Origin of the sequence: Chryseobacterium ureilyticum (assembly GCF_900156735.1) — a bacterium.
GTDB lineage: Bacteria > Bacteroidota > Bacteroidia > Flavobacteriales > Weeksellaceae > Chryseobacterium > Chryseobacterium ureilyticum.
Genome location: NZ_FTOL01000007.1, coordinates 95,388 through 121,447, shown reverse-complemented (window position 1 = coordinate 121,447; position 26,060 = coordinate 95,388). Strand labels below are relative to the sequence as shown.

Here is a 26,060-nt window from a genome sequence, read left to right as displayed (position 1 = left end):
ATTTATTTCAACTTTCTAAGATAAGTGAAAAATGAAAACATCATTAAAAATCCTACCAGAGTTAAAGCAGTTCCCAAAGAAACAGCCATTCCTACAACACCATACTGTGGAACCCAAACGTAAGAAAATATTGCTAATAAGATCAATGAAAGAATTGAATAAAAAGTATTTCTTTTCATTAAACCTACCGCTGACAACATATTTCCATAGAGATTTCTTAGCAACATACTCCCACAAAACACTCCAAGTAATAATGTAAAAGCAAATGCATTATCAATATATTGTTTTCCAAAAAAGATCTTAATTATAAAAGTATTTAAAAGACTTCCAGAAATCAAGATTACAAAGGAAATAGGAATGAAAATTTTATAATAATTAATAATATAATTCGTCAAAAAGGACTTATTACGATAGTTTTTAGCAATTACCGGATAATCACTCTGCATAAAAGAAAGTGCCAGAAAGGTAATGTTTGCAGGAATCAGCAATGCTACTTTATAATTGGCTACAACGCTTTCATTTTTAAAATAATTCAGAAGAAGTATGTCTGCAGAGAAGAAAGCATCAGATAATAAAGCGGTTACGGATGCATGTAAAGCAAAACTCCATATTTCTTTTTTCGTGAATTTGAGAGAAAAGTTTACGGTCTTCCATGATAATTTTTTAAACCAAAACAGAGAAAGAAAGGGAGAAATAGCATTCGCAATTAAATATCCATACAATCCCCAAAGCATGGAAAAGACAATCATCATTACCAGCCCTGAGATATTGACAACATTATTCACCATGGCAAATTCTTTGTTCTTCAAAAACATACGACGATCTGCCTGTATATGTGTCAAAAAGTAAAAACCTAGCAGACGAACGGTAAAGAAGAAAAATATATAAAAGATATGATGATAATGACTTACATATACGAAAGCCAATAAAAAGAATATCACACTTAAAATCACCTGATATAAAAAGCCTTTCCTGAAAAGATAGCTTGAAAGTTGTTCTTTTTCTTCTTCAGAACTGCTCAAAGATCCAAATCTGATCAAACTTTGAGGACTTCCAAATCCACTGAAAGGTGCAAAAATGGCAAAAACCGAAGCCACAATACTCAGTAAGCCAAAATCTTTTTCCGGTAAAATTCTGATCATGAAAAGCGAACCCGAAAAAGCACATATCTTTGTTATCAACAGGGACAGAAATACGTGCTGACCTTTGTTGGCAAAAAATGCACTGATAAAATCCTTTAAGCTTTTCATTGTATGTTATCAACAGGGAATCAACCTATTTTGAATTTATAACGGATTTAAACCAATTTTTTATAGATTTCATTAAATTCTTTGGCGATCGCTGCCATCGAAAACTTTTCTGCAACATACCTGTGTAGTTCTTCTTTAGAATCTGTTTTATAGTTTCCGGATAGCATTTTTTTCATTGCTGTGTAAAGTTCTTCTTCGGATTTATCAATAACAATTCCATGATTTTCACTGACAATTTCAGGGATTGCTCCTACTCTGGTCGCGATTACCGGAACTCCTGAAGATAATGACTCGAGAAGTACACAAGAGAAGCTTTCATAATCACTGAAAAGGACAAAACAGTCACTTTTTCTCATCTTCATGGCAACATCTTTATGGGAAATTTCTCCGAAAGTCTTGATATAACTTTTCGCGTTATGTTTATCTATAAGTTTATTCAGTCTTGCAACATCTCCATCTCCTCCTATATGAAATTCAAAATTCTGGAATTCATTTCTCAATCGAACTGCAGCTTCAATCATAGCATCAGGATTTTTAAGCGGAATAAGATTGGAGATATGAAGGAATGTAAAAGTTGTGTTGGGTTCTTTTTTAGGAATAAATAGCTCTGTATTCACAACGTTTCCAATTACCTGTTTATTTTTACCTATTTTAAGATTTTTAAGGTTATCCATCAGAATATTACTTACAGGCAGTAAATACGCTGCTTTACGGGCAATAAATCGTGCTGTGAGTATATTGGTAAAGGAAAGTTTTGATCTGTTCACTTCAAGAAAACCAGACCAGTGTTCTGAAATCACAAAAGGAATTTTATACTGTTCTTTTAAATAAACAGCAAAAAACATTGAACTGTGTAGAATATTTGCGTGTACCAGATCCGGCTTCTGCAATTGTGAGAAACCTTTCTGGTACGCAAGCATTCTGCTTCTGAAATTCAGAATTGGATTTTTGGAGCTTTTATAATATACAATCAATGTTCTTATTCCATTGATCTTTTTATCATCAAGTATAAATTCTTCCTCTTGAGCAGGATCTCCAAGGGTATGCAGTATTTCAACCTCATGTAAAGATGCTACAGCTTCTGCATGACGCTGTACAAAGTTACCGTTAGTAGGTTCAAGCCTATTTGGGAACCATGAGGATATAAAAAGAATTTTCAATAGAAATTATTTTATGGAGGAAGCCCAGCTTTTTTCAAATGGTAACACGAAATGACTTAAGAAATCCAGGTAAGTGTTTTTAGAAAAATCAAATACTTCGATATCTTTTGAAAGTTCGCCATTTCTGATCTTTGTTTTAAAATCGATAAGCTTCAATGTTTTCACTTCTCCGTTTTCAATAAAGCTTGCTTTCATTCTGTCAAAAAGACCTAGCTGATACTCTTCATCTATTTCTCTCATAATCTTCCCTAAAGCATCGATACTACATCCTGAAGCCATTTCTTTCTCTTCATCTACACATACGATAATGAATTGATTTTTTTCAATTTTAAAAGAAGAAGAAAGTGGTTTCCCGTGAGCAGCCCAAGTTGCAAGAAAATCAAACAGTTTTTCTGTAATTGCTTTTGCTTCTTTTGTTTCAAATGGTCTTGATGCCGGGTATATAATAACTCTGTAGTCGTTAGTTTCTACAATGTTGGATTCTTCGATTTTCATATCCTTTCAATTTAAAGGATAAAATTACGAAATATTCCTGAGTTTATAATGCACAAAAACCCAAGCCAAGGCTTGAGTTTCTGTTTATATGGTAAAGAGAATCTTTATAAATCGTCTGCTTCAGCAAGAAGTTCCACAATATCTTTTACAGCTACTTCAGTATTTTTATTGAAGTGTTTCACACCGTCTGTCATCATTGTATTACAGAATGGGCAACCTGTTGCAATTACTTCAGGCTCGAAAGATAAAGCTTCCTCTGTTCTTTCGATGTTGATGTCTTTATTTCCTTTTTCAGGTTCTTTAAACATCTGTGCTCCTCCTGCTCCACAGCAAAGACCGTTCGTTCTGCAACGCTTCATTTCTACAAGCTCAGCATCCAGTTTTTCAAGCAATAGTCTTGGTGCTTCATACTCATCATTAGCTCTTCCAAGGTAACATGGATCATGGAATGTGATTTTTTTACCTTTGAATGCCCCACCTTCAATTTTCAATCTTCCTTCTTCCATTAAGGTTTTCAGGAATTGGGTATGGTGAACTACATCAAAGTTTCCACCTAAACTTGGATATTCATTTTTAAGGGTATTGAAACAGTGTGGGCAAGCCGTTACAATCTTTTTAACTTCGTAAGCATTCAAAACTTCGATATTGGTAAGTGCCATCATCTGAAAAACGAATTCGTTTCCAGCTCTTTTTGCAGGATCTCCGGTACAGCTTTCTTCCTGTCCCAGAACTGCAAATTCAACTCCTATCTTATTTAATATCTTGCAAAATGCTTTTGTAATTTTTTTGGCACGGTCATCAAAGCTCCCAGCACATCCAACCCAAAATAAAACTTCCGGGGATCTTCCTTCGGCAGCATATTCTGCCATTGTTTTAATTTGCATTTTCTTTTTGTTTAATTAATAAATTAGCATAGTATTCCTTAGCTTTTTTCATTACCTCTACAGGTACGATTGAAATATATAAAGGATTAGCTTCGTCATAGTTAAGATACTTCCATGTATTTCCAGTGGTTTTGTCATTGAGTGCCAAAATCATACTCAGCTTACTCATTTCCAAGGTTGTATCGTTTATAAATTTTGCATTCATGCCCTGAGCTTCCATCATCCCAATCATCATCTTCTGTTTTTCCTCATCAAATTTCTCTTTCAAAAAGATCATTTTCATTTTCATGGGATAAGAACTGAATGCATATTTGGTATTGTCCTGAGCAGTAAAAATATCTGAGACATTAAATACATCATTGTTTGAACTTAAGAGCTCCATTTTAAACTCATCATTTCCTTCAAACATTTTATTAAAAGTATCCGTCAGAATTTTTCTGTCAATTTTTTCAAAAATTGCAGGATGCGTTAAATCCATCATCCCTTCATAGTTTTTATTTTCAAACAAAGACATGAATTTTTTGGAATCTTCAAGAATCTTTTTTTGATCAGCAGATTGCGCCAATAGAAGACCTGAAAAGATGAACAGAAATATGGAAATCAGTTTTTTCATGACAGGATATTAATCGTTAGCCCAATTCAGACGGTCTGCTTGATTATACTGCCAAGGTGCAGCATTGTTTTCAACGTTTGTCATCATCAGGTTTAGTTCCTGTGGTGCTGCAGACTGTTCCATCACAAGGAATCTTCTCATTTCGAAGATGATAGATAATGGATCCAGCAATACCGGACAAGCATCTGTACAAGCATTACATGTAGTACACGCCCAAAGTTCTTCTTTGGTGATATAGTCGTTCAACAGTTTTTTACCGTCATCAACAAATTTTCCGTTTTTATCGATATTTCTTCCAACTTCTTCCAATCTGTCTCTCGTTTTCATTAAGATCAATCTTGGAGAAAGTTTTTTACCGGTAATGTTTGCCGGGCAAACGGAAGTACAACGACCACACTCTGTACATGAATAAGCATTAAGCAATTGTACCTGATTAAGGTCAAAAATATCTTCAGCACCAAATTTAGATGGAGTATCTGCCTCAGCACCTTCAGCCGGAGCGGCATAAGGGTCAGCGTTAGGATCCATCATTAATTTGATTTCTTTTGTTACAGAATCAAGGTTATTGAATTTCCCTTTTTTCTCAAGGTTTGCATACCATGTGCTTGGGAAAGCCAATATAATGTGTAAGTGTTTTGAATAATAAAGATAATTCATGAAGAAAAGAATTCCTACAAAGTGAAACCACCAGGCTCCTTTTTCTGTAAAGTGTAAGAATCCGTCACTAAACCCACTGAAAATAGGTCCTAATACTGCTGAACTGATCGGAAAGCTTCCATGCTCTGCTAATAAACCTCTTTGCTGTAGTATGAAATCTGCAGCATTCATTTTAAAGAAAGCCATCATTAATGCGAATTCGATGATAAGAATCCAGTTTGCATCATATTTTGGCCATCCAAAAAGTTCTTTCATGGTTAGTCTTTTAACACCATAAAAGTTTCTTCTGATGAAAAACACCACTACTCCAATTACAACAAGAAGTGCTAGAACTTCTAATGTTGCTGTAAAGAAGCTATAAAATCCGTTTCCGAAAACCGAAGCCAGAAAACGATGAGTTCCGAATACTCCATCAACTATGATTTCAATAAGCTCAATATTGATAATGACAAAACCTACGTACACGAAAAGGTGCAAAATCCCGGCAACAGGTCGTTTTACCATCTTGCTTTGTCCCATAGCAACTCTTGCCATGGTACTCCAGCGTTCTGATTTCCTGTCGTTTCTATTGATTTCGTGACCTAACCTGATATTTCTATAGATTTTCAGCAGGCTTTTGGCAAATAATCCAAATCCGGCAACTAATAAAATCAGGAAAATAATGTTATCGATGTACTGCATAAGGGGTATTAGTCTTTATTGTTTTTACCGAAAACCGAGAAATTGATGTATCTCTTCGGATTCGCTTTCATATCTTCAATCAATGAATTCAAATTGGAAGATGCAGAATTCAGATTATTGTATAGTTGTTCATCCTTCATCAGTTTACCTAAACTTCCTTCTCCTTTGTCTATTCCACCAATTACCTGATTCAGTTTTCCAACAGTAGCATCCAGATTTGCAATGGTTGCATTCAATTGTTTTGTATCAATGCTTTGTGCAAGGTTTCCATATTTATCTAATGTTACCTTTCCACTTTGCATCGTAAGACTTGCATCATCCAATACTTTCTGAAGTTTAGGATCATTGTGCCCTACCAGACTATTTACATTTCCGGCAGTTGTTTGTAATGCTCCCACTGTTTTATTAAGATTGGATAATAAAGCTTTGATCTCCGCTCTGTTTTGTGCATCCACAATTTGATTGGCATTCGCCATAAGGGAATCTACTCTGTGTAATACACTTTGTAGCTGATCTTTCACCGGACCTACCTGAGAAGAAAGACTTCCCATCATACCCAGTTTAAAGGCTCCCTGTAATGTATCCCCATCTTTTGCTGTAACGCCTCCGTACATAAGATTTACTCTCATTTCTTTACCTGACATTAATCCAGGTTCAAAGATTTCCAGCGTAGAGTTTTTTGAGAATTCAAATTTGTTATCAATTGTAATTTTTACAACAAAACTAATTTTACCATCCTTTGCTGTTTGGGGTATAATTTTATCAACCTGCCCTACTTTAAGACCGTTGATAGAGACCGCTGAAGACTGTGCAAGACCTTCTACGTTGTCATATTTTGCGTAAAATATATTGTCGGTAGTAAAAAGGCTCTTCCCTTTCATAAATTGAAACAACACCACAAAGCCTACGATAGCTAGAAGTGCAATCACACCAGCTTTTAATTCTTTACTGAACTTCACTTGCTAATTTTTTTCTAATAAGCAAATATAGTACATTTTAAATAAATCTTTTCCTTTATTATTCTGCGTTAAATACAAAAAAAGCGACAAATAAATTTGTCGCTTTTATATTATTGAGATGAATCTCTTATTGTTGTTGGTTTCCTACCTTGTTCCAGATCTCGATTCTATAATCTTCAATATCTGCATTATCCTGAAGGCTCTTCATCCAAGCCTGCCCGAACATTCCTGCATTTCTTTGATTAATAGACTCTGTGAACTGCTTAAGGTCACCAGGCTGTTTGTTTACAGTTTCTGATTTTTTGATCAGTACATAAACTCCTGTTCCACCTTCAACCGGGTTAGAAAGTTTACCTTTCGCAACACCGAATGCAGCTCCTGCAACTTTAGGTTCCATAGCTCCTGCAACTGAAGGGCTCAACATGTTTACCTGAGCTGATTGTTTTGACGTAGCAAACAATTTTGCAATCTGATCTAAGTTTGAAGCTTTTGCGCCTGCAATTTTATCAGAAATTTGTTTTGCAGCCAATTTATTTTTAACAATTACTTCAATCTGATCTCTTACAGATTCAGGATCTGCAAGACCAGCTTCCTGTTTTCCGTTAAGATATACTACAATTCTATCTCCTGTTCCGTCTACTATAAATAATTCAGTATCCCCTTTAGATCTTTTCTTATCAAAAGCCCAAGCAAGAATTTCTCCGTCTTTTTCAGTACCTAAGCCCTGAAGCTGACCTTCAAATCTTTTTGCTGCTTTTGGATTAGTGAATTGATAGTTATCTTTCTTAGCCACATTCACGAAATCATTAAATGATTTTCCTTGAATTTGCTGAATGAATTTCTTCGCATTTCTGTCTGTCTCAGTTTCTGTAGCATCTGAAGCTTTGATTTCCTTCACAAGGTTCGCCACTTTATATCCCATAGATCCGGACTTCTTATCTTCAATATTGATGATATGATAACCGAACTGAGTTTCTACTACTCCTGTTGCTCCTTTAGGATTGTTTGCTAAATAGGTAAGGAATTCCGGTACAAAAGGTGTTTCTGGTGTTGTCCATCCTAAGCTACCTCCTTGAGCCGCAGAATTTGGATCGTTAGAAAGTTTAAGGAACTCAGTAAATTTAGCTGGTGTAGCTTTTACTACTGCTCCGATAGAGTCTGCTAATTTTTTAGCTTGTTCTTTAGATCTTGTTACTCCTTCTCCTGCAGGGCTTCCTTTGAAAGCAATAAGAATATGTCTAGATAATGTAGAATCTGAAGTCTTCTTGTTTACAAGTTTAGAAACTACATAAAAGTTTTGTTCTTTATATGGACCAAATGTCTGTCCTACCGCAGCAGTTGCGATCTGACCTTGTATAGTTGCAGGCAATTGCGTAGGCGTTACATATTGAGGATTGAACGGCATATCTGAGTTTGCTGTAACAAACATAGAGTCGTTCTTTGTATTCTGGAAGTTTTCAGCTCCTCCACTTGCATCTGTTCCTCCTGAGTATAGTTTTGTAATCTCCTTTAAAGCTGCTGCATCATCTGCTGCACTTGGTTTAGAAGGGAAATATACAATTCCGATATTTCTGCTAGGCTCGGCTTTGAACATTACCGGATGCTGCTTGATGTAGTTTGCAAGATCTTCTGTAGATACATTGATCTTTGTTTTCTGAAGATATGCAGCGTAATCTACTTTTACAAAGTCGATGTCAGCAAGCTGATCTCTTTCCTTCATCAATTCTTCAGCTTCTTTTTTACCTGTGGTAATACCTGCTGAAATATTGGTAAACACCTGTCTAGCCATCAATCTGTACTCAATTGTTTTTCTTGTCTTTAACCATTGAGCATATCCTTGAGGATTGGTGCTTTGTAATGTTTCAATTTCTTTTTTAAGCTCTTGAGTTTTAAAATTACCTTTCTCATCAAAGAACTGTTGATTTTGAGCGAACATCTGATCATACTGGATTTGGTTCCAGAAATAATCATCAGTCATTTCAAAGCCCAATTTCTCAAACTGTTGCTTGATAAGCTTAGATTGTACAAGTAACTGCCAAGCCTGCTCTTCAAGACCATTTTTTGGACGACCTTGTTGCTCAGCCTGTTGCTGCAGCACGAAAAGCTGATCATTGAACTCTTCGCGGGTGATTTTATCACCATTTACTTTTCCTAAAACATCAGGATTCTTACCAAAAACCTTGTCGATACTATCTGGGTTCACCAAGAACGCCAAAAGCGCTAAGGCTATTACTCCCATTAAAAGCCAAGGCTTACTCCTAATCTGTCCTAAAATTGCCATTTTATAAATTATAGTTTTTTATCAGTTTGCGAAAATACACATTTTTAAGAAATTAGAGAAACAGAAGTTCTTTATTTTAACTTTAAATCCTAAAGATTATTAAAAAAAGGAAATTTTGACCATATTTTTTAGCAAAAAACAAATGGCATAAGTATTGTGCATTTTACTGTATTATAATATGCCACACGTTTTCAGGGCTTATTATTAAAAAATTCCTATAACGACTAAAAACGAAAATGACAATTTGTCATTTGATTCATTATGACAGAATTTGAAGATATTAGTTTAGAAGAAATGATCAGCGACGGATTTGATATCGTAACTGAAGAGATCAATCTTTCCGACTTTGCGGAGACTGATAAAAATTCCGAACAGAAAATATTCCCTATACTTCCTGTAAGAAATATGGTTATGTTCCCTAATGTGGTGATTCCCATTACTGCAGGAAGAAAAACATCAATACAACTTCTTGAGGAAGCGCAGAAAAACGGAGATTTTATTGGAATTGTAAGCCAGAAAAATTCGGATCTTGAACAGCCTACCGAGAAGGATATTTATACTACAGGAACACTGGCAAAGATCATTAAAATTATAAAGCTGCCTGAAGGTAATATTACAGCTATCACTAAAGGTTTTCATAGGTTTAAGATCAAAAAAATTGTTGACACCCTACCATATTTTAAGGCTGAAATCTCAAAACTAAAGGATACAAAGCCTAAAAATCAGGAAGAGTATGAAGCATTACTGGAAAACATCAAGGACCTTGCTCTAAAAATCATTGAGCTTGATCCTAACATTCCCAATGCTGCTAATTTTGCGATCAAAAACATCAATAACAATGATGATCTGCTGAATTTTATCTGTACTAACGCTAGCTTCCCATCCCTTGAAAAGCAAAAGCTGCTTGAAGAGAAAAGCATGATGGAAAGAGCGAATAAGTGCTATGAAATGATGCACGAGGATTTCAGAAAACTGGAACTGAGAAACCAGATTCACCAGAAAACCTCAAAGGATCTTGACAAGCAGCAAAGAGAATATTTCCTGAATCAACAGATCAGAACTATTCAGGAAGAATTGGGCGGCGGTCCTGAAAGTGACATTGAGGATTTGATTATCAAGGCAAAAACAAAAAAATGGAACCAGGAAGTAGAAGATCATTTCCAAAAAGAAATTGGCAGATTACAGCGTCAGAACCCAAATTCTCCGGATTATAATGTACAGAGAAACTATCTTGATTTCTTTACAGATCTTCCGTGGGAAACTTATACTAAAGATATTTTTGATATTGCTAAGGCTGAAAAAGTTTTAGATAAAGCTCATTTCGGATTAGAGGATATCAAGAAAAGAATATTGGAGCACATGGCTGTTTTAAAATTAAAAAACAACATGAAATCTCCTATTTTACTATTAGTAGGACCTCCGGGAGTGGGTAAAACTTCATTAGGAAAGTCTATTGCTGATTCTTTAGGAAGAAAATATGTAAGATTATCTTTAGGTGGGTTACATGACGAAAGTGAAATCCGCGGACATAGAAAAACATATATCGGTGCGATGGCTGGAAGAATTTTGCAGTCTATCAAAAAATCCGGAACCTCGAATCCGGTAATTGTTCTTGATGAGATCGATAAAATCGGACAAGGTCTTCATGGAGATCCAAGCTCTGCACTTTTGGAAGTTCTTGATCCAGAACAAAATAAGTCTTTTTATGACAATTTCCTTGAAATGGGCTACGACCTATCAAAAGTAATGTTTATCGCTACCGCAAACTCTCTTTCGACGATCCAGACTCCTCTTTTGGACAGAACGGAAATCATCCAGATTGCAGGATATACATTGGAGGAAAAAATTGAGATTGCTAAGAGACATCTAATTAAAAAACAACAGGAAGAAAATGGTTTGGATGCTAAGTCATTCAAGCTTGGAAACCCTGAACTTAAACATATTATTGAAGCTCACACTTCCGAAAGTGGCGTAAGAGCTTTAGAAAAAAGAATTGCTTCCATTGCAAGATGGGTAGCTTTACAGACGGCTTTAGTTAAAGAATACGATCCAAAAATATCTCTTGAAAAGGTAGACGAAATTCTTGGAGTTCCGAGACCAAAAAGTTTATCTGAAATCACAGGAGTTCCCGGTGTAGTTACTGGTCTTGCATGGACAAGTGTGGGAGGTGACATTTTATATATTGAAAGTATTTTAAGCAACGGAAAAGGAGCTTTAACAATGACCGGAAATCTGGGAACTGTAATGAAGGAATCTGCAACAATTGCTTTGGAATACATTAAAGCTAAACATGATGAACTGGGAATCGCTCAGGAAGATTTGGACAAGAAAAACATTCACGTTCACGTTCCTGAAGGTGCTACTCCTAAAGACGGACCTTCTGCGGGTATTGCCATGCTAACGTCTATGGTTTCTTCTTTTAAAAATAAAAAGATAAAACCACATCTTGCCATGACCGGAGAGATTACTTTAAGAGGAAAAGTACTTCCTGTAGGCGGAATTAAGGAGAAACTTCTTGCTGCTACCAGAGCCGGAGTAAAGGATGTAATTCTTTGTGAGGCTAACAGAAAAGATGTAGAAGAAATCAAAAAAGATTATTTAAAGAATCTGAAAGTACACTACGTCAGCAGAATGGAAGAGGTGATAGAAATCGCCATTGAAAAATAAATCAACTTATTAACATATCAACTTCTCAATAAAGAAACACGTTTTGAATATCAGAACGTGTTTCTGCATTATTTACACCACAGTTAGGAATGAAATTTGATAACCAGAAATAAAAAATCCATAGTGTTTGAATAAAAAATACTTCAGTTCACTAGGTTTTTCTTATTTTTATTCCACACTGCAGATTTTAGATTATGAATTTTCTTAGACTTCCTTTCCTTGTCAAGCTCACACTGGTTGTTATTTCAATCATTGGACTTGGCTATCTTTTAGCATTGGGACAAAGCATTTTAGCTCCTTTTTTCCTGGCATTTTTAATGGCGATGCTGTTTTTGCCTGCAGCTACTTTCATGGAAAGAAAATTAAGATTTCCCAGATCTGTCTCAACGATGACTTCTGTTTTCATCATGCTGATCATTTTAAGTGGGATCATTTATTTTTTCACAAATCAGCTATCTGATTTCAGCAAGGACATTCCTCATCTCAGAGAGCAATTTACAACAGTATTTGAGGGTCTTCAGCATTGGGTTTCGAAAACGTTTAATGTAAAAGTGGATGAGCAGGTAGATTATATCAATCAGGGGCTGAATAAACTTTTATCTTCGTCAGGAGCAATCCTTGGTTTTACTTTCGGGATATTTTCAACCGGCTTTGGTTTTATCATCTTCTTTACTTTGTTTTTCATCTTTATTTTAAATTACAGAAGACTTTTAAATAATTTTATTGTTACTGTTTTCAATGAAAGACATAAATCAAGTGTACAGGAAGCTATAAATGAGATTCGTGTTATGACCAAGAAATATATCTTCGGACTATTTCTTCAGGTGATTATTGTATCAATCTTAACCTCGATTGTTCTTACTGTTTTAGGAGTGAAATATGCCATACTTCTGGCTGTGCTTACAGGTCTTTTAAATGTGATACCTTATCTGGGAATCTTCATCTCTCTTTTGATTTCATGTTTTATTGCTTTTGCAACTTCCAGCCCGTCAACCTGTATTTATGTAGCAATGGGATATATTGCGGTACACGCTGTAGATGGTAATATTGTTTTACCGTTTGTTGTAGGGTCAAAAGTAAAGATCAATGCTTTATTTTCTTTTCTTGGTATCCTGTTGGGAGAACACCTTTGGGGAATTGCAGGAATGTTTTTATGTATTCCCGCGATTGCTATCATAAAAATTATCTTTGAAAGAGTAGATGATCTAAGACCGTGGGGTAAATTACTTGGTGAGGAAGAAAAGCCTAATAAGAAGAAGAAAAGTTATAAGATTTCAAAGAACATAACATTGAAAGAAATGGACTAGATCCGGTAATGAGATACTTAATTATCAAACATAAACAAGGCTGCTTTTTCAAGCAGCCTTGTTTTATTCTATCTCTTATACACCCCATGCACAAAGTGGGCTCATTCCATTCGGGCACACTTCATTACAAGGAATGTAAGATTGATTGTCATGACAATATCCAAGGTTAGGATCTGTTCCTCCTCCAGGACCACCGCCACCTCCTAAACAAGGATCACCTGGTGGAATTTTACACGGACAACCAACTGGTCCGATATCACATTGGTCAATACGACCTCCTCCCTGAATTTCTCTCAAATCTGTACGATCTAGTTTTTTAAGATTTTTCAACATAATAGTTATGAGTTTAGTTTGTAATCAAATATAAATAATAAAACTATGCAAAACCGAATATTAACCTATCATTAACATAAATAATTTTATTTTTCATTTATTAAATCATAATAAAACTGCATTTTTATTTTACATTTGATATAAAATATTTATTATGAAAATCTTAAAACTCATCATTTGCCTTTTATTTGGAGTTATGTTTATTAATGCAGGATTAGACAAATTCTTTCATTACAACCCTGTTCCTCCGCTTACTGAGGCACAAATGAAAATCTATGCTGCATTCGGAGAAATCGGATGGCTATTGCCATTAGTGGGAATTGTAGAAGTAATCGGAGGGCTATTATTTATCTTTCCCAAAACAAGAGCATTAGGTGCTATCATTATTCTGCCTGTATTGACAGGAATCTTAATTCATAATGTATACAGAGATCCATCCACCACAGGTATTTGCATCTCCGGGATATTATTTGTGATTAATATCTGGATATTGATTGACAATAGAGAGAAATACAAAGCTTTAGTTGGATAAAAAGAGCCAAGCCTCCTATTTAATTATCTACACAAATGCACTGAATCCCGTAATCGATCGTCCTACGATGAGCGAGTTGATTTCTTTTGTTCCTTCATAAGAGTAAATAGCTTCAGCATCTGCTACAAATCTTGCAACATCATATTCAAGAAGAATCCCGTTTCCACCCATTACTTCTCGCGCTCTTGAAACAATATCACGTGTTCTTAAAGTACAGAATACTTTTGCCAAGGATGCATGTTCGTCTTTTAAAATACCTTCATCCTGCATTTCAGACAGCCTGAACACCATGGTCTGCATTGCTGTAAGATTGGATAACATTTCTACCAAATGCCCCTGAATCATCTGAAACGAAGCAATAGGTTTTCCAAATTGCTCGCGGGTGCGGGTATAAGCTAATGCACTTTCATAAGCACCTCTTGCACATCCCGTTGCCATCCATGCCACTCCGGCTCTTGTCATTCTCAGTACTTTTCCTGTATCTTTAAATGAATTGGCGTTCTGTAAGCGGTTTTCTTCTGTAACGATACAGTCTTTCAGCGTAATCAATCCGTTTTGAACAATACGAAGAGCCATTTTCCCTTTAATTTTCTCCACAGAATATCCTGGATTATCTTTTTCTACAATAAAGCCTTTTACTTCCCCACTATCCAAATCTCTAGCCCAAATAATCACCAGATCAGCAAAGGTTGCATTTCCTATCCATTTTTTCTGCCCATTTAAAACCCAGCCTTCTTCTGTTTTTTTACACGTTACGGTAAGTCCGCCTGCGGCTCCTGAACCTACTTCCGGTTCTGTCAATCCAAAAGCTCCTATTTTTTCAAATTTCTGCATTTGAGGAAGCCACTTTTGTTTCTGTTCTTCCGAACCACAAATGTAGATAGAACCCATTGCCAACCCGGATTGTACTCCGAAAAAAGTAGCAATAGAAGCATCAATTCTTGCCATCTCCATCGCAATAACTCCTTCCATGAGAAAAGGCATTCCTGGACAGCCATATCCTTCGTAGGTAACGCCACAGATATCCAGTTTTTGAAACTTAGGGATCAATTCAAAAGGAAATTCGTCTCTTAGCCAGTAATGATTCACTAAAGGTTTTACTTCTTTTTCCATAAAAGCTCTTACTTTCAACTGAATCTCTCTTTGTTCAGGACTTAAAGTATGGTAGATGTCATAAAAATCACCATCCACAGGAGGAAGTTCTTTCTTTTTCTTATCGGTATCTAACATTTTCATAAGCCCGGAGAGTTGTTTATCGTCTAGTTTTGAAAAATTATGCATCAGTTTAGGCAAATCTACTTTTTGAGAAATGGCACTTAGTTGATCGAAATCTATGGAAGTAAACAGTCCGATTGCGTTTCTGATTTTAGAAAAGGTATTTGACATAATGATAATTGTGATTTTGGTTTGTAAAAAGATAAGCAAAAATTACTCCGAAAGCAAACACATATATTTTCCATTGTTTTACAAATCACTGATATACAAATAATTAAAATACAAAATAGCCTTTACAAGTTTTTTACGTCCAATTTTCAAATGTTACAAAGGATCCTTTCTGAACTTTGACTCAAGCAAAATCTCAAAATCTTACACTATGAAAACGACTTACATCAAATTATCATTATCAGCAGTTCTTTTATTAGGAATTTATTCATGTAAAAAAATGGATTCGTCTTCCGAAAGTGAACTTAAAAGTTATGAAGTTGCAGACTCCGCAGCAGCAACAATAGCAGACAGTATTTCCTCTGCTGCCAGCATGGAAGTAAAAGATAAAAAGTTTATCAAAACGGCAGATATCAATATGGAAGTGAAGGATGTTTATAATGCAACCATTTCCATTGAAAAGTCTGTTCAGGAGCTTGGGGGTTTTGTTACCAAAAGCAATCTTCACAGTAATGTAATGTCTGAGGAAACGTACAATACTTCTGATACGGAAGCAATGCTGATTAAGAAATATCAGACAGAAAATACGATGCAGGTACGCGTTCCTACTGAAAAACTGGGTGATTTCTTAACCTCAATCAATACCAATAAATTATTTCTTAATTCAAGATCCATTAATGCGGAGGACGTTACTGCCAATATTAAATATTCGGAATTGGAAGCGAAGAGAAATCAACAGACTTCTGAAAATATTGAAAAGATCAAAACGAATAAAGACAAAGTAGCACTTGACAATGACAACATGGCTGAAGGTAATCTTCAAAAACTCAATGTAATGAATATGGCTGATCACCTTAAATACAGTACTGTTGACATTTATATCAAGGAACCTAAGCTTCGCATTGCAGAAATTGCAGTCACCAATACAAAAAGTATTGACAATAAATACAGATACAATTTTATCTACGATGCAAAAGATGGGTTTGTATTCGGCTTTTATTTAATTCAGAAAATTATTGTGGGACTCATCAATATCTGGCCAATTTTAATCATTGCAGGAGCACTGGTTTATTTTTTTAGAAAAAGAAAAGCAGTAAGACCTGAACCTCCAAAAAGCCAAGATTAAACACATCTAACCAAATGGTTATCATCATAATTTTAGATTTTACAACCTCCTGTTTCCGGGAGGTTTTTATTTTTTTCAAAAAAAACTGTAACGATTATAACACCACCCTTACCTACTGTTTAAAAGAACAGAAAATCAAAAAAATCAATAATATGAAAACTTTAGTTAAACTTGGATTCGCAGCATTATTATCAATGAACACTATGACTGCAAACGCACAAAAAAAGAATACAGAAAGCAACAGCCTTCTATGGGAAGTATCTGGAAATGGTCTTTCTAAACCATCTTATATTGCCGGAACATTTCATATCTTATGCAGCAAAGATTTTGATATCAAACCTAAGGTTTGGAATGCACTTAATAAGTCTGAAAATTTTGTAATGGAAATCAATTACACAGATCAAAACGAAATGCTTGCCATGCAGAAAATGATGTCTGCAGATAAAAAGATATCTGAACAACTTACCTCTACTGAAGCTACAGAACTGAATAAGGTACTTGCAGACTACGGAACTGATCTGAAGAAAGTAGAAAACCACAGCGCGCAGGCATTATATTCCCTTATTGCAACCAAAGCGATTCCATGTCCTCAAAATGAGCTAAAAATGTATGAGATAGAATTGTTAAAAAAAGCATTGGAAGCTAAGAAAAGTGTGGGCGGTTTAGAAAAAGTAGATGATCAGATCTATGCAATTGGAAAAGCATACAGCCTGAAAGAAACAATATCTCAACTTAAACTTGGTAATGAATACAGTATTGCATCAAAAAAGATGACTGAAGCATTTAAAAATGAAAATCTGAAAGATCTGGACAAGCTTATCAAAGATCCAAAATTCATGAATAAAGAACAGGAAAAATATGTTCTGACTGACCGAAATATTAAATGGGTAGAAACGATGCCACAAATCATGAAGGATAAAAGCACTTTCTTTGCAGTGGGAAGCGGTCATCTTTGGGGAGAAAACGGATTAATTTATCTTCTGAAATCAAAAGGATATACCGTAAAACCGGTAGCTCAATAATCACAAACCTAACCATGAAATTACTGTGAGTAGTCCAACTGAAACCGCCTTTCTAAAGCTTATCAATCAGCACAAAGGCATTTTATATAAAGCTTCCCGGATCTATGCAGATTCTATAGAAGACCGGGAAGATCTCCAGCAGGAAATCCTTATCCAGCTTTGGAAATCATATCAAAACTTCAAAGGAAACAGCGAGTTTTCCACATGGATGTATCGTGTCGCCATCAATACTGCCATTACTTATTTAAAAAAGGAAAAGCAGAGATCAAAAAACCATACAGATACGCCACACCATTTTGAGGTACAGCAAGAGGATTATAATCCTACCAAGGATAAACAACTTGAAATCTTCTACAGTGCCGTACAGAAACTGAATTCCCTGGAGAAAGCCGTTATATTCTATTTCATGGAAGGAATGTCACATAAAGAAATCGGAAGTAATCTCGGGCTTAGCGAAGGAAACGCCCGTGTAAAACTCAACAGAACAAAAGAAAAAATACAGCAAATCATAAAAAAATCAGGTTATGAATTTTGATCAATTAAAAGAACAATGGAATAATGAGGACGGAAACGTCAATATTCCTGACAATATAGAACAGCTAAAGGAAAGTAAGCACCCTATCGAGAAAATTCAGAAAAGTATGAAAAAGGAATTTCCTATGCAGGTTATTGCTATTATTCTTATCGGGCTTTTCCCTTTTCAACTGGGTTTTCCAGCATCACAATATATTATTTATTATATATCTTATACCATGATGGTGGTTATATCTACGTATTATCTGTACGGATTTTATAAGTTTTATAAACAAACGGAACTTTATACGGGAAACACCAAAAATAGCCTTTGGAAAATCTACCACGAGCTTAGATTGAATATGGAAAGATACCAGTCATTTGGGTTTTTACTGCTTCCACACTTCCTTGTTACTATTGGATTGGCAATCTATAATGTTTTAGAGAAAAAAGGGAAAAATCTTTCTGAACTTACAAACGCCAACCAGGCAGCTTTAATCATTGCTGTTTTGATAGGAACACTTTCCGTGGTAGTCAGCGTTATCCTATGGACTAAATACATCTATGGAAGACAGGCTAAACAATTAGAAAATATTCTGAATGAAATGGATGAATAAAATTCAGAAAAAAGTATTTTTAAGGAGATAAAAGTAAACCTCAGAATTGATCTGAGGTTTTGTTTTTTAAAAAATCGTTATTTATCATCCTCAAATTTATCTGAGGTTTTATTTTTCCTTAAATTTGCAGATCAGAAATAAAGTGTTATGGCTTTCTAAAGATTTTGATCCTATATACTCCTTTCTGAACTATAAATTCTCAAAACATGCTATCAAAAATAAACCCAACACAAACGAACAGCTGGAAAGCCCTTGACGAACATTTTGCAGGAAGTGATCTTGAATTAAGAAGTCTTTTCCAGTATAATCCAAACCGTTTTAATGAATTTTCTTTACAAAAGGATAATTACCTTTTTGATTATTCTAAAAACCTGATCGATTCCAGAACTAAAGATCTTTTATTACAACTGGCAGAAGAATGTCAGCTTAAAGACGCTATTTCAAAAATGTTTTCTGGAGATAAGATCAATGAGACAGAAGGAAGAGCGGTATTACACACTGCATTAAGAGATTTCTCTGATCGTGAAATTTTGGTAGACGGAGAAAATATAAAACCACAGATCAAAAGAGTATTGGATCACATGAAAACTTTTTCTGAGAAGATTATTTCAGGAGAACACAAAGGTTTCAGTGGAAAAGAAATTACTGATGTTGTGAATATCGGAATCGGAGGTTCAGACCTTGGTCCGGTAATGGTTTGTTCTGCTTTAAAGCATTTTAAAACAAGACTGAACGTTCACTTTGTTTCTAATGTGGACGGAAATCATATTGCAGAGGTTGTGAAAAACCTTAATCCTGAAACTACATTATTCATCGTTGCGTCCAAAACGTTTACCACTCAGGAAACAATGACCAATGCAAATTCTGCTAAAGACTGGTTCTTAAAAGCTGGGAAACAGGAAGATGTGGCAAAACACTTTGTTGCTTTATCCACGAATATTGAAGCTGTAAAAAACTTCGGAATTGCAGAAGAGAACATTTTCGAATTCTGGGACTGGGTAGGCGGAAGATACTCTCTTTGGAGTGCAATAGGTCTAAGCATCGTATTGGCAGTAGGATATGAAAACTTCGAACAGCTTTTAAAAGGAGCTTTTGATACCGATCAACATTTCCAGACTGCAGATTTCTCTGAAAACGTTCCGGTATTGATGGGACTTCTTGGAATCTGGTACCGTAATTTCTATGCAGCTACAAGCTACGCTATTCTTCCTTACTCACAATATCTTGACAGATTTGCGGCGTATCTTCAACAGGGAGATATGGAAAGTAACGGAAAATGTGTTGACAGAAACGGTGAATTCGTAGAATATGAAACAGGACCAATCATCTGGGGAGAACCTGGAACAAACGGGCAACATGCATTCTATCAATTGATTCACCAGGGTACTGAATTGATTCCTGCAGATTTTATTGCATACGCGAAAAGCAGTAATAAAGTTTCTGATCATCAGGATAAATTATTAGCAAACTTTTTCGCTCAGACTGAAGCATTAGCATTCGGTAAAACAGAAGAAGAAGTAGAAGAAGAACTTACAAACGCAGGAAAATCCGATGAAGAAATTGACAGGTTATTAAACTACAAAGTCTTCCATGGAAACACTCCTACTAACTCAATGTTATTCAAGGAATTAACTCCTTTTTCATTAGGACAATTAATTGCTCTATATGAACATAAAATCTTCGTTCAGGGTGTTATCTGGAATATTTTCAGCTTTGATCAATTTGGTGTTGAACTAGGTAAAGTGCTCGCTAACAAAATCTTACCCGAGCTTGAAAACAGCGAGGAAATAAATTCACATGATAGTTCTACCAATGGATTAATTAACTATTATAAAGAATTCAAATAGTAAAAAAGAAAGTAAAAAGTAAATCTAAATAAAAGTAAAAAGTAAAAATGGCAGAAATTCTTGACGGACTTAAAGTATCCAAGGAAATAAAAGCTGAGATCAAGGTTGAAGTAGAAAAAATCCTTGCAAGCAAAAGAAGAGCTCCACACTTGGTAGCAATCCTAGTTGGAAACAACGGAGCAAGTAAAGCTTATGTAAATGCTAAAGTGAAAGACTGCGAGGAAGTAGGATTCCAATCAAGCTTAATCAAATTCCCAAGTACAGTTTCAGAATCTGAACTATTGGAAAAAATTGACGAGCTGAATAAATCTAAAGCAGTTGACGGATTTATCGTTCAGTTGCCTTTACCGGATCAGGTAGATCAGGAGAAAATCATCAATGCTATTGATCCAAGAAAAGACGTGGATGGATTCCACCCTGAAAACTTTGGAAAAATGGCTTTAGAAATGGATACTTTCTTACCTGCTACTCCTTTCGGAATCTTAACATTATTGGAAAGATATAATATTGAGACTAAAGGAAAAGACTGTGTAATCATCGGAAGAAGTAAAATTGTAGGAAGACCAATGAGTATTCTTATGGGAAGAAAAGATTTCCCTGGAAACTCTACGGTAACACTTACCCACTCATATACTAAAGACATCGAAGAATATACTAAAAAAGCAGACATCGTTATTACAGCGTTGGGAGATCCACACTTCCTAAAAGGGGAAATGATCAAAGACGGAGCTGTAATCGTAGACGTTGGAATTACAAGAGTAGATGATGACTCTCCAAAAGGATATTACCTTGCCGGTGACGTAGATTTTGATAGCTGCGCAGCAAAGGCAAGCTGGATCACACCAGTACCTGGAGGAGTAGGACCAATGACGAGAGCGATGTTGATGAAAAACACGATCATTGCTTATAAAACTTCGGTCTATAACGACTAATTTTAAAATGAATAAAGAACAAGATATTTTATTAAAAGAAGGTAAAATGCTCCCTGTGATGGAGCATTTTTACACTTTACAAGGAGAAGGAGCACACACCGGAAAAGCCGCTTATTTCATCAGATTAGGAGGCTGTGACGTCGGGTGTCATTGGTGTGATGTAAAGGAAAGCTGGGATCCTGAGCTTCATCCGTTGATGGATGCCGTAGAAATTGCAGAAACCGCAGCCAAACATTGTAAAACAATAGTTCTTACAGGGGGAGAACCTCTAACCTGGAACCTGGAAATCCTTACTTCCAAACTAAAAGAACTGGGATGTACAATCCACATTGAAACTTCAGGAGCATATCCTATGAGCGGACATCTGGACTGGATTACCCTCTCTCCAAAGAAAACAGGACTTCCAAAACAAGAAATCTATCAGAAAGCACACGAACTTAAAGTAATCGTTTTCAATAATCATGACTTTGAATTTGCTCAGGAGCAGGCTTCAAAAGTTTCAGAAAACTGTAAACTTTATCTTCAAAGTGAGTGGAGTAAACGAGATGATATGTATCCTAAAATTACAGACTTCATCTTGGAACACCCGGAATGGCAGGCTTCTGTTCAGACCCATAAATACCTGAATATCCCATAAAAAGATGTACATTAGCTAACCGTTTCCGTAATAACCTTGATAGATGCAGAGAATTCGATACTCTAGATACCTCAAATCGATCATTATTTTGCTTGACCTCATGGTTATTGCATCTATCTTCATATTCTTTTTTATAAGCAGAAACGAAAACCTAAAATACCATAAAGAAACCTGGTATCAAAATACCTTTTCTCTTATTCTCATATTTTTGTTCTGGGTACTTCTGAGTGGTAGAACAAAAATATACAATATCCCAAGAAACTTAACTTATACTCTGTTTCTTGAAAGGCTTTTGGTACACTTTATATTCTTCATTTTAGGTGTTTTGCTTATCGGAAAGGTCAGCAATAATGTGTTTTTTAATTCGGATATATATTGGCTTTCATTTTATCTGTTTATCTTCATTTTTCTGGCGAAATCACTCATTTATTTCTCCATTAAATATCTGAGATCTTTAGGAGTAAACTACAGGAATATTATGTTTTTGGGAGATGGTGATTCTACCGAGATCTTAAAAAATATATTTAAAGATCGTAAAGATTATGGATACAGGATATTCGAACAGGAAAATAAAGATATTAGTACTGATGAATTAGTTAATCTCTGGAAAAAAAACGGAATTCATACCCTATTTTTATCCACAGAAAATTCCTACGATGAAAGATCAGAATCTGAAATTTTCAGATTAGCAGAAGAAAATAAGGTTCATATTTCACTGATTCCAAGTATTACTCAAAGTGATTTTTTCCTATATGATTTAGCTTATATACAGACTCAGCCCGTTCTTAATCAGGCAAGATACCCATTGGATTATTATTCCAATTTCCTGATGAAAAGAGCATTTGATATTATCTTTTCAATATTAGTATTGATTGTTTTTTGTTCATGGATGTTTCCGATCATTGCCCTCTTCATTAAAATGACTTCAAAAGGACCTGTTTTTTTCCTTCAGAAAAGATATGGTTTCCATGAAGAGGTATTTAATTGTATTAAATTCAGAACAATGGTGGTGAATAACGAATCCACAACAAAAACGACCAGCGAAAATGACTCTAGAATAACTTCAATAGGTAAGTTTTTAAGGAAAACCAGCCTTGATGAGCTTCCACAGTTTATCAATGTATTGAAAGGACAAATGTCTGTTGTGGGACCACGCCCTCACATGCTGGCTGTTGATAATTATTATAAACCTAAAATCGGCAGATACAGTTTAAGAAGCATGGTAAGCCCTGGTATTACCGGACTGGCGCAGGTAAACGGACTTCGCGGAGATTTCGGTGATGTGGAAGTAGAAATGAAAAAACGGGTATTAGCTGATGCATTCTATGTAAGGAACTGGAGCTTTGTTCTGGACCTCGTTATTATATTAAAAACAGTCCTTCTTGTCATTGGAGGTGATAAAAACGCAAAATAAAGCTAGGTTTAAGGTTAGGATAATTTTAACATTTTCCGGACTTCAGTCTTCAATTCAACCCTAGCCTATTTCAATAAAAAAGTCTAATTTAGCAGTATGTTAAAAAAGTTTTTCACAGCAGTAGGGGAATATATTATCCTTCTAGGAAAATCCCTGCAGAAACCCCAGAAAATGAGGGTTTTTTGGAAGCTGTTCATGAGAGAAATTAATGATTTGGGAGTAAATTCTTTCGGACTTGTAATCTTCACATCAATATTTGTAGGAGCTGTAGTAGCGATTCAAATGTTCAATAACTTTGACGCTTCTTCTTTTCCCATTCCACCTGCATTCGTTGGATATGCAACAAAAGCAGTACTTATTTTGGAGTTTGCTCCTACCATTATCAGTTTAATTTTAGCGGGTAAAGTAGGTTCATACATTGCATCCAGTATTGGAACAATGAGAGTTTCCGAACAGATTGATGCATTGGATATTATGGGAGTAAATTCACCCAATTTCTTGATATTTCCAAAAATCATTGCCTGTATGATTTTCAACCCCCTTCTTATTGCTATCAGTATTGTATTTGGTATTGGTGGTGGTTATATTGCAGGGCTGTTAACAGGAAACTGGACACCGAATGATTATATAACGGGTATTCAGATGTACATGCCTAATTTATTTATCTATTATGCATTTACAAAAACTACTGTTTTTGCATTCATTATTGCAACGGTTCCTTCTTATTTTGGATACAATGTAAAAGGAGGATCTTTGGAAGTTGGTAGAGCCAGTACACAAGCTGTAGTATGGACAATGGTATTTATTATCATTTCCGAATTAATTTTAACCCAATTAATATTAAGCTAATGATTGAGGTAAAAGATCTTAAGAAAAGTTTTGGCGATGTTGAAGTACTTAAGGGAATTTCAACTTCATTTGATAAAGGAAAGGTAAATCTCATCATTGGACAAAGTGGTTCCGGAAAAACAGTATTCCTTAAAAGCTTATTGAACGTTTATATGCCATCATCAGGAGAAATTCTGTTTGATGGACGTGATGTGAATACTATGAACCGTGAGCAGAAACAACATCTTCGCTCAGAAATCGGAACCGTATTCCAGGGAAGTGCTTTATTTGACTCTTTAACTGTAGAAGAAAATATCATGTTCCCATTGGATATGTTTACCAATCTTACATACAGAGAGAAAAAGAAAAGAGTTTTTGAGGTAATCGGAAGAGTACACCTTGATAATGCTGAAAAAAAATATCCGTCTGAAATTTCAGGAGGAATGCAGAAAAGGGTTGCCATTGCAAGAGCTATTGTAAACAACCCGAAATATTTATTCTGTGATGAACCGAATTCCGGATTAGACCCTTATACATCAAAGATCATCGATGATCTTCTGTATGAGATTACCAAGGAATATAATACAACAACCATCATCAATACACACGATATGAACTCTGTAATGACGATTGGCGAGAAAATTGTATACCTAAGACTCGGAATCAAAGAATGGGAAGGGAATAAAGACATCCTTATCACTGCAGGCAATAAAAACCTGATTGACTTCGTTTATTCTTCAGAACTGTTTAAAGAGCTGAGAGAATATTTACTTGAAAATAATAAAACGATTGAGAATACAAAATTAGACGATAATGAAAAAGGTACTTAGTATAGCGTTAATAGGGTTTTCAATGTGGGCTTCTGCACAGATCTCATTGGCAGGTAAAGCAAACTTAATCTTTCCTACCGGCTCACCTTCATGGTCCAATATTAAAGGAACGGTGACTGATGCAGTAGAAGGAACAGGAAAAAACAATGTAGGATTCAATGTGGGTCTTTCATTAAAGGTAGGATTACCTACTTCATTGTTCTTAATGCCGGAGGTTTATTACACTCACTTTAAGAATGAATTCACTACTGAAAATACTACTTTTGATGTAAAAAGCAACCGTATTGACGTTCCTGTTCTTTTAGGATACAACGTTTTAGGGAATATGCTTGGGGTATTTGTAGGACCTGTAGGAAGCTTCAACTTAAGTAAGGACAACACTTACAATGACTTCAAGGAAAATGCAAAAAATGATTTTACAGTAGGATATCAATTTGGGGCACAGCTTGAAATCAAAAAGCTTATTGTAAATGCAAGATATGAAGGAGCATTCAGCAAGGATGAAAGAAATTTTATCAATAGAGTTTCCGGTTCGGAAATCAGATATGATAACAGACCTAATTTATTTATGCTAGGTTTGGGATATAAATTTTAATCAACTCTCGAAAATAACAACTTTAAAATCCTCAAATTTTATATTTGAGGATTTTTATTTTGATTTTCAAGCTCAGCCTGACGCTTTGCAATATCGGCAGCCTGTTTTTCCAATTCTTCTTTGTCTTTCTGAAGCTGCTTAAATTCTTTTTTCTTTTGTTCAGCTCTTATCGCGCTACCTTTACTTACGTAGCCTACCATTCCGCCAATGATCAGTCCAATACCAACCCCAGCCATCATTCCCATGATATGAGAAATTTTGATCTGCTCTACAGCAAAATCAGTAGTCAAATAAAAAAGTAAAGCAGAAACTGCTAAAAGAATAAGCCCGGTAATTGATAAACTCTTCATAATATTGTGTTTAAGTGATTATTTTTAAAAGCCTTATCAAATTTACTAAAAAATTAATAAGCCCTTGCCTGGGAATAGAATTTTAATTCTGTGAATGTTTTAATAAACGACCTTATTTCACGAACCTTTCTTTTCCAATAAAAAATT

General features: G+C 35.3%; 25 protein-coding genes. 14 read left to right on the top strand and 11 right to left on the bottom strand.

The genetic code is table 11. The features are described from left to right. Nucleotides 1-2 precede the first annotated feature (2 nt). From BW983_RS17785 to BW983_RS17750, 8 genes are all read right to left on the bottom strand, one after another. On the bottom strand, nucleotides 3-1,250 hold the full coding sequence (locus tag BW983_RS17785) for an oligosaccharide flippase family protein (RefSeq protein ID WP_076553227.1): 1,248 nt from the start codon (nucleotides 1,248-1,250) through the stop codon (nucleotides 3-5). Between the two features lie 47 nt (nucleotides 1,251-1,297). Next, nucleotides 1,298-2,410: a glycosyltransferase gene (locus BW983_RS17780; protein WP_076553226.1), complete on the bottom strand. Its 1,113-nt coding sequence runs from the start codon at nucleotides 2,408-2,410 to the stop codon at nucleotides 1,298-1,300. Between the two features lie 6 nt (nucleotides 2,411-2,416). After that, nucleotides 2,417-2,905, bottom strand: a complete 489-nt coding sequence (locus BW983_RS17775) for a hypothetical protein (RefSeq protein ID WP_076553225.1) — start codon at nucleotides 2,903-2,905, stop codon at nucleotides 2,417-2,419. A gap of 104 nt (nucleotides 2,906-3,009) precedes the next feature. Then, nucleotides 3,010-3,789, bottom strand: a complete 780-nt coding sequence (locus BW983_RS17770) for a (Fe-S)-binding protein (protein WP_076553224.1) — start codon at nucleotides 3,787-3,789, stop codon at nucleotides 3,010-3,012. Then, nucleotides 3,779-4,402 (bottom strand): hypothetical protein, encoded by a 624-nt coding sequence (locus tag BW983_RS17765; protein ID WP_076553223.1) that lies wholly within the window; start codon nucleotides 4,400-4,402, stop codon nucleotides 3,779-3,781. Before BW983_RS17765 ends, BW983_RS17770 begins: the two co-directional genes overlap by 11 nt. A 9-nt stretch (nucleotides 4,403-4,411) precedes the next feature. Then, on the bottom strand, nucleotides 4,412-5,740 hold the full coding sequence (locus BW983_RS17760; protein WP_076553222.1) for a 4Fe-4S dicluster domain-containing protein: 1,329 nt from the start codon (nucleotides 5,738-5,740) through the stop codon (nucleotides 4,412-4,414). Nucleotides 5,741-5,748: 8 nt separating this feature from the next. Then, nucleotides 5,749-6,699 carry an MlaD family protein gene (locus tag BW983_RS17755; RefSeq protein ID WP_076553221.1) on the bottom strand — a complete coding sequence of 317 codons (951 nt, stop codon included), beginning with the start codon at nucleotides 6,697-6,699 and terminating at the stop codon, nucleotides 5,749-5,751. Between the two features lie 127 nt (nucleotides 6,700-6,826). Further along, a complete protein-coding gene (locus BW983_RS17750; RefSeq protein WP_076553220.1) occupies nucleotides 6,827-8,980 on the bottom strand; it encodes a peptidylprolyl isomerase in 2,154 nt (717 codons plus the stop codon). 261 nt (nucleotides 8,981-9,241) lie between these two features. Between BW983_RS17750 and lon the strand changes: the two genes are divergently transcribed. Then, on the top strand, nucleotides 9,242-11,647 hold the full coding sequence (gene lon / locus BW983_RS17745; protein WP_076553219.1) for an endopeptidase La: 2,406 nt from the start codon (nucleotides 9,242-9,244) through the stop codon (nucleotides 11,645-11,647). Nucleotides 11,648-11,841: 194 nt separating this feature from the next. Then, nucleotides 11,842-12,954: an AI-2E family transporter gene (locus tag BW983_RS17740; protein WP_076553218.1), complete on the top strand. Its 1,113-nt coding sequence runs from the start codon at nucleotides 11,842-11,844 to the stop codon at nucleotides 12,952-12,954. Between the two features lie 75 nt (nucleotides 12,955-13,029). Here the strand turns inward: BW983_RS17740 and BW983_RS17735 are convergent, their stop codons facing one another. Continuing rightward, complete coding sequence (locus tag BW983_RS17735; RefSeq protein WP_076553217.1) at nucleotides 13,030-13,287, bottom strand: bacteriocin-like protein; 258 nt, start codon at nucleotides 13,285-13,287, stop codon at nucleotides 13,030-13,032. A 154-nt stretch (nucleotides 13,288-13,441) separates the two neighbouring features. Between BW983_RS17735 and BW983_RS17730 the strand changes: the two genes are divergently transcribed. Next, the gene (locus tag BW983_RS17730; RefSeq protein WP_076553216.1) at nucleotides 13,442-13,819 is read left to right on the top strand and encodes a MauE/DoxX family redox-associated membrane protein; all 378 of its coding nucleotides are present in this window, start codon (nucleotides 13,442-13,444) and stop codon (nucleotides 13,817-13,819) included. A 27-nt stretch (nucleotides 13,820-13,846) separates the two neighbouring features. Here the strand turns inward: BW983_RS17730 and BW983_RS17725 are convergent, their stop codons facing one another. Further along, nucleotides 13,847-15,205, bottom strand: a complete 1,359-nt coding sequence (locus BW983_RS17725) for an acyl-CoA dehydrogenase family protein (protein ID WP_076553215.1) — start codon at nucleotides 15,203-15,205, stop codon at nucleotides 13,847-13,849. Between the two features lie 208 nt (nucleotides 15,206-15,413). On the opposite strand from BW983_RS17725, the gene BW983_RS17720 reads away from it, so the two are divergent. From BW983_RS17720 to BW983_RS17670, 11 genes are all read left to right on the top strand, one after another. Continuing rightward, nucleotides 15,414-16,328, top strand: coding sequence for a DUF4349 domain-containing protein (locus BW983_RS17720; protein ID WP_076553214.1), 915 nt, complete (start codon nucleotides 15,414-15,416; stop codon nucleotides 16,326-16,328). A 152-nt stretch (nucleotides 16,329-16,480) separates the two neighbouring features. Further along, nucleotides 16,481-17,350: a TraB/GumN family protein gene (locus tag BW983_RS17715; protein WP_076553330.1), complete on the top strand. Its 870-nt coding sequence runs from the start codon at nucleotides 16,481-16,483 to the stop codon at nucleotides 17,348-17,350. 100 nt (nucleotides 17,351-17,450) lie between these two features. Further along, a complete protein-coding gene (locus BW983_RS17710; RefSeq protein ID WP_394333192.1) occupies nucleotides 17,451-17,885 on the top strand; it encodes an RNA polymerase sigma factor in 435 nt (144 codons plus the stop codon). Then, a complete protein-coding gene (locus tag BW983_RS17705) occupies nucleotides 17,875-18,480 on the top strand; it encodes a hypothetical protein (RefSeq protein ID WP_076553212.1) in 606 nt (201 codons plus the stop codon). The genes BW983_RS17710 and BW983_RS17705 overlap by 11 nt, the downstream gene beginning before the upstream one ends. A 206-nt stretch (nucleotides 18,481-18,686) precedes the next feature. Then, complete coding sequence (gene pgi, locus BW983_RS17700; protein ID WP_076553211.1) at nucleotides 18,687-20,327, top strand: glucose-6-phosphate isomerase; 1,641 nt, start codon at nucleotides 18,687-18,689, stop codon at nucleotides 20,325-20,327. A 47-nt stretch (nucleotides 20,328-20,374) separates the two neighbouring features. Further along, the gene (locus BW983_RS17695) at nucleotides 20,375-21,259 is read left to right on the top strand and encodes a bifunctional 5,10-methylenetetrahydrofolate dehydrogenase/5,10-methenyltetrahydrofolate cyclohydrolase (RefSeq protein WP_065396389.1); all 885 of its coding nucleotides are present in this window, start codon (nucleotides 20,375-20,377) and stop codon (nucleotides 21,257-21,259) included. A gap of 7 nt (nucleotides 21,260-21,266) precedes the next feature. Next, nucleotides 21,267-21,896 (top strand): 7-carboxy-7-deazaguanine synthase QueE, encoded by a 630-nt coding sequence (locus BW983_RS17690; RefSeq protein WP_076553210.1) that lies wholly within the window; start codon nucleotides 21,267-21,269, stop codon nucleotides 21,894-21,896. Nucleotides 21,897-21,939: 43 nt separating this feature from the next. Further along, nucleotides 21,940-23,310 (top strand): exopolysaccharide biosynthesis polyprenyl glycosylphosphotransferase, encoded by a 1,371-nt coding sequence (locus BW983_RS17685; protein ID WP_076553209.1) that lies wholly within the window; start codon nucleotides 21,940-21,942, stop codon nucleotides 23,308-23,310. A gap of 96 nt (nucleotides 23,311-23,406) precedes the next feature. Then, entirely contained in the window at nucleotides 23,407-24,159 is a 753-nt protein-coding gene (locus BW983_RS17680; RefSeq protein ID WP_076553208.1) for an MlaE family ABC transporter permease, read from the top strand. Next, nucleotides 24,159-24,968, top strand: coding sequence for an ABC transporter ATP-binding protein (locus BW983_RS17675; RefSeq protein ID WP_076553207.1), 810 nt, complete (start codon nucleotides 24,159-24,161; stop codon nucleotides 24,966-24,968). The genes BW983_RS17680 and BW983_RS17675 overlap by 1 nt, the downstream gene beginning before the upstream one ends. Next, nucleotides 24,952-25,563, top strand: a complete 612-nt coding sequence (locus tag BW983_RS17670) for an outer membrane beta-barrel protein (protein WP_065396384.1) — start codon at nucleotides 24,952-24,954, stop codon at nucleotides 25,561-25,563. The genes BW983_RS17675 and BW983_RS17670 overlap by 17 nt, the downstream gene beginning before the upstream one ends. Before the next feature lie 38 nt (nucleotides 25,564-25,601). On the opposite strand, the gene BW983_RS17665 is transcribed toward BW983_RS17670, so the two are convergent. After that, on the bottom strand, nucleotides 25,602-25,913 hold the full coding sequence (locus tag BW983_RS17665; protein WP_065396383.1) for a hypothetical protein: 312 nt from the start codon (nucleotides 25,911-25,913) through the stop codon (nucleotides 25,602-25,604). Nucleotides 25,914-26,060: the final 147 nt, after the last annotated feature.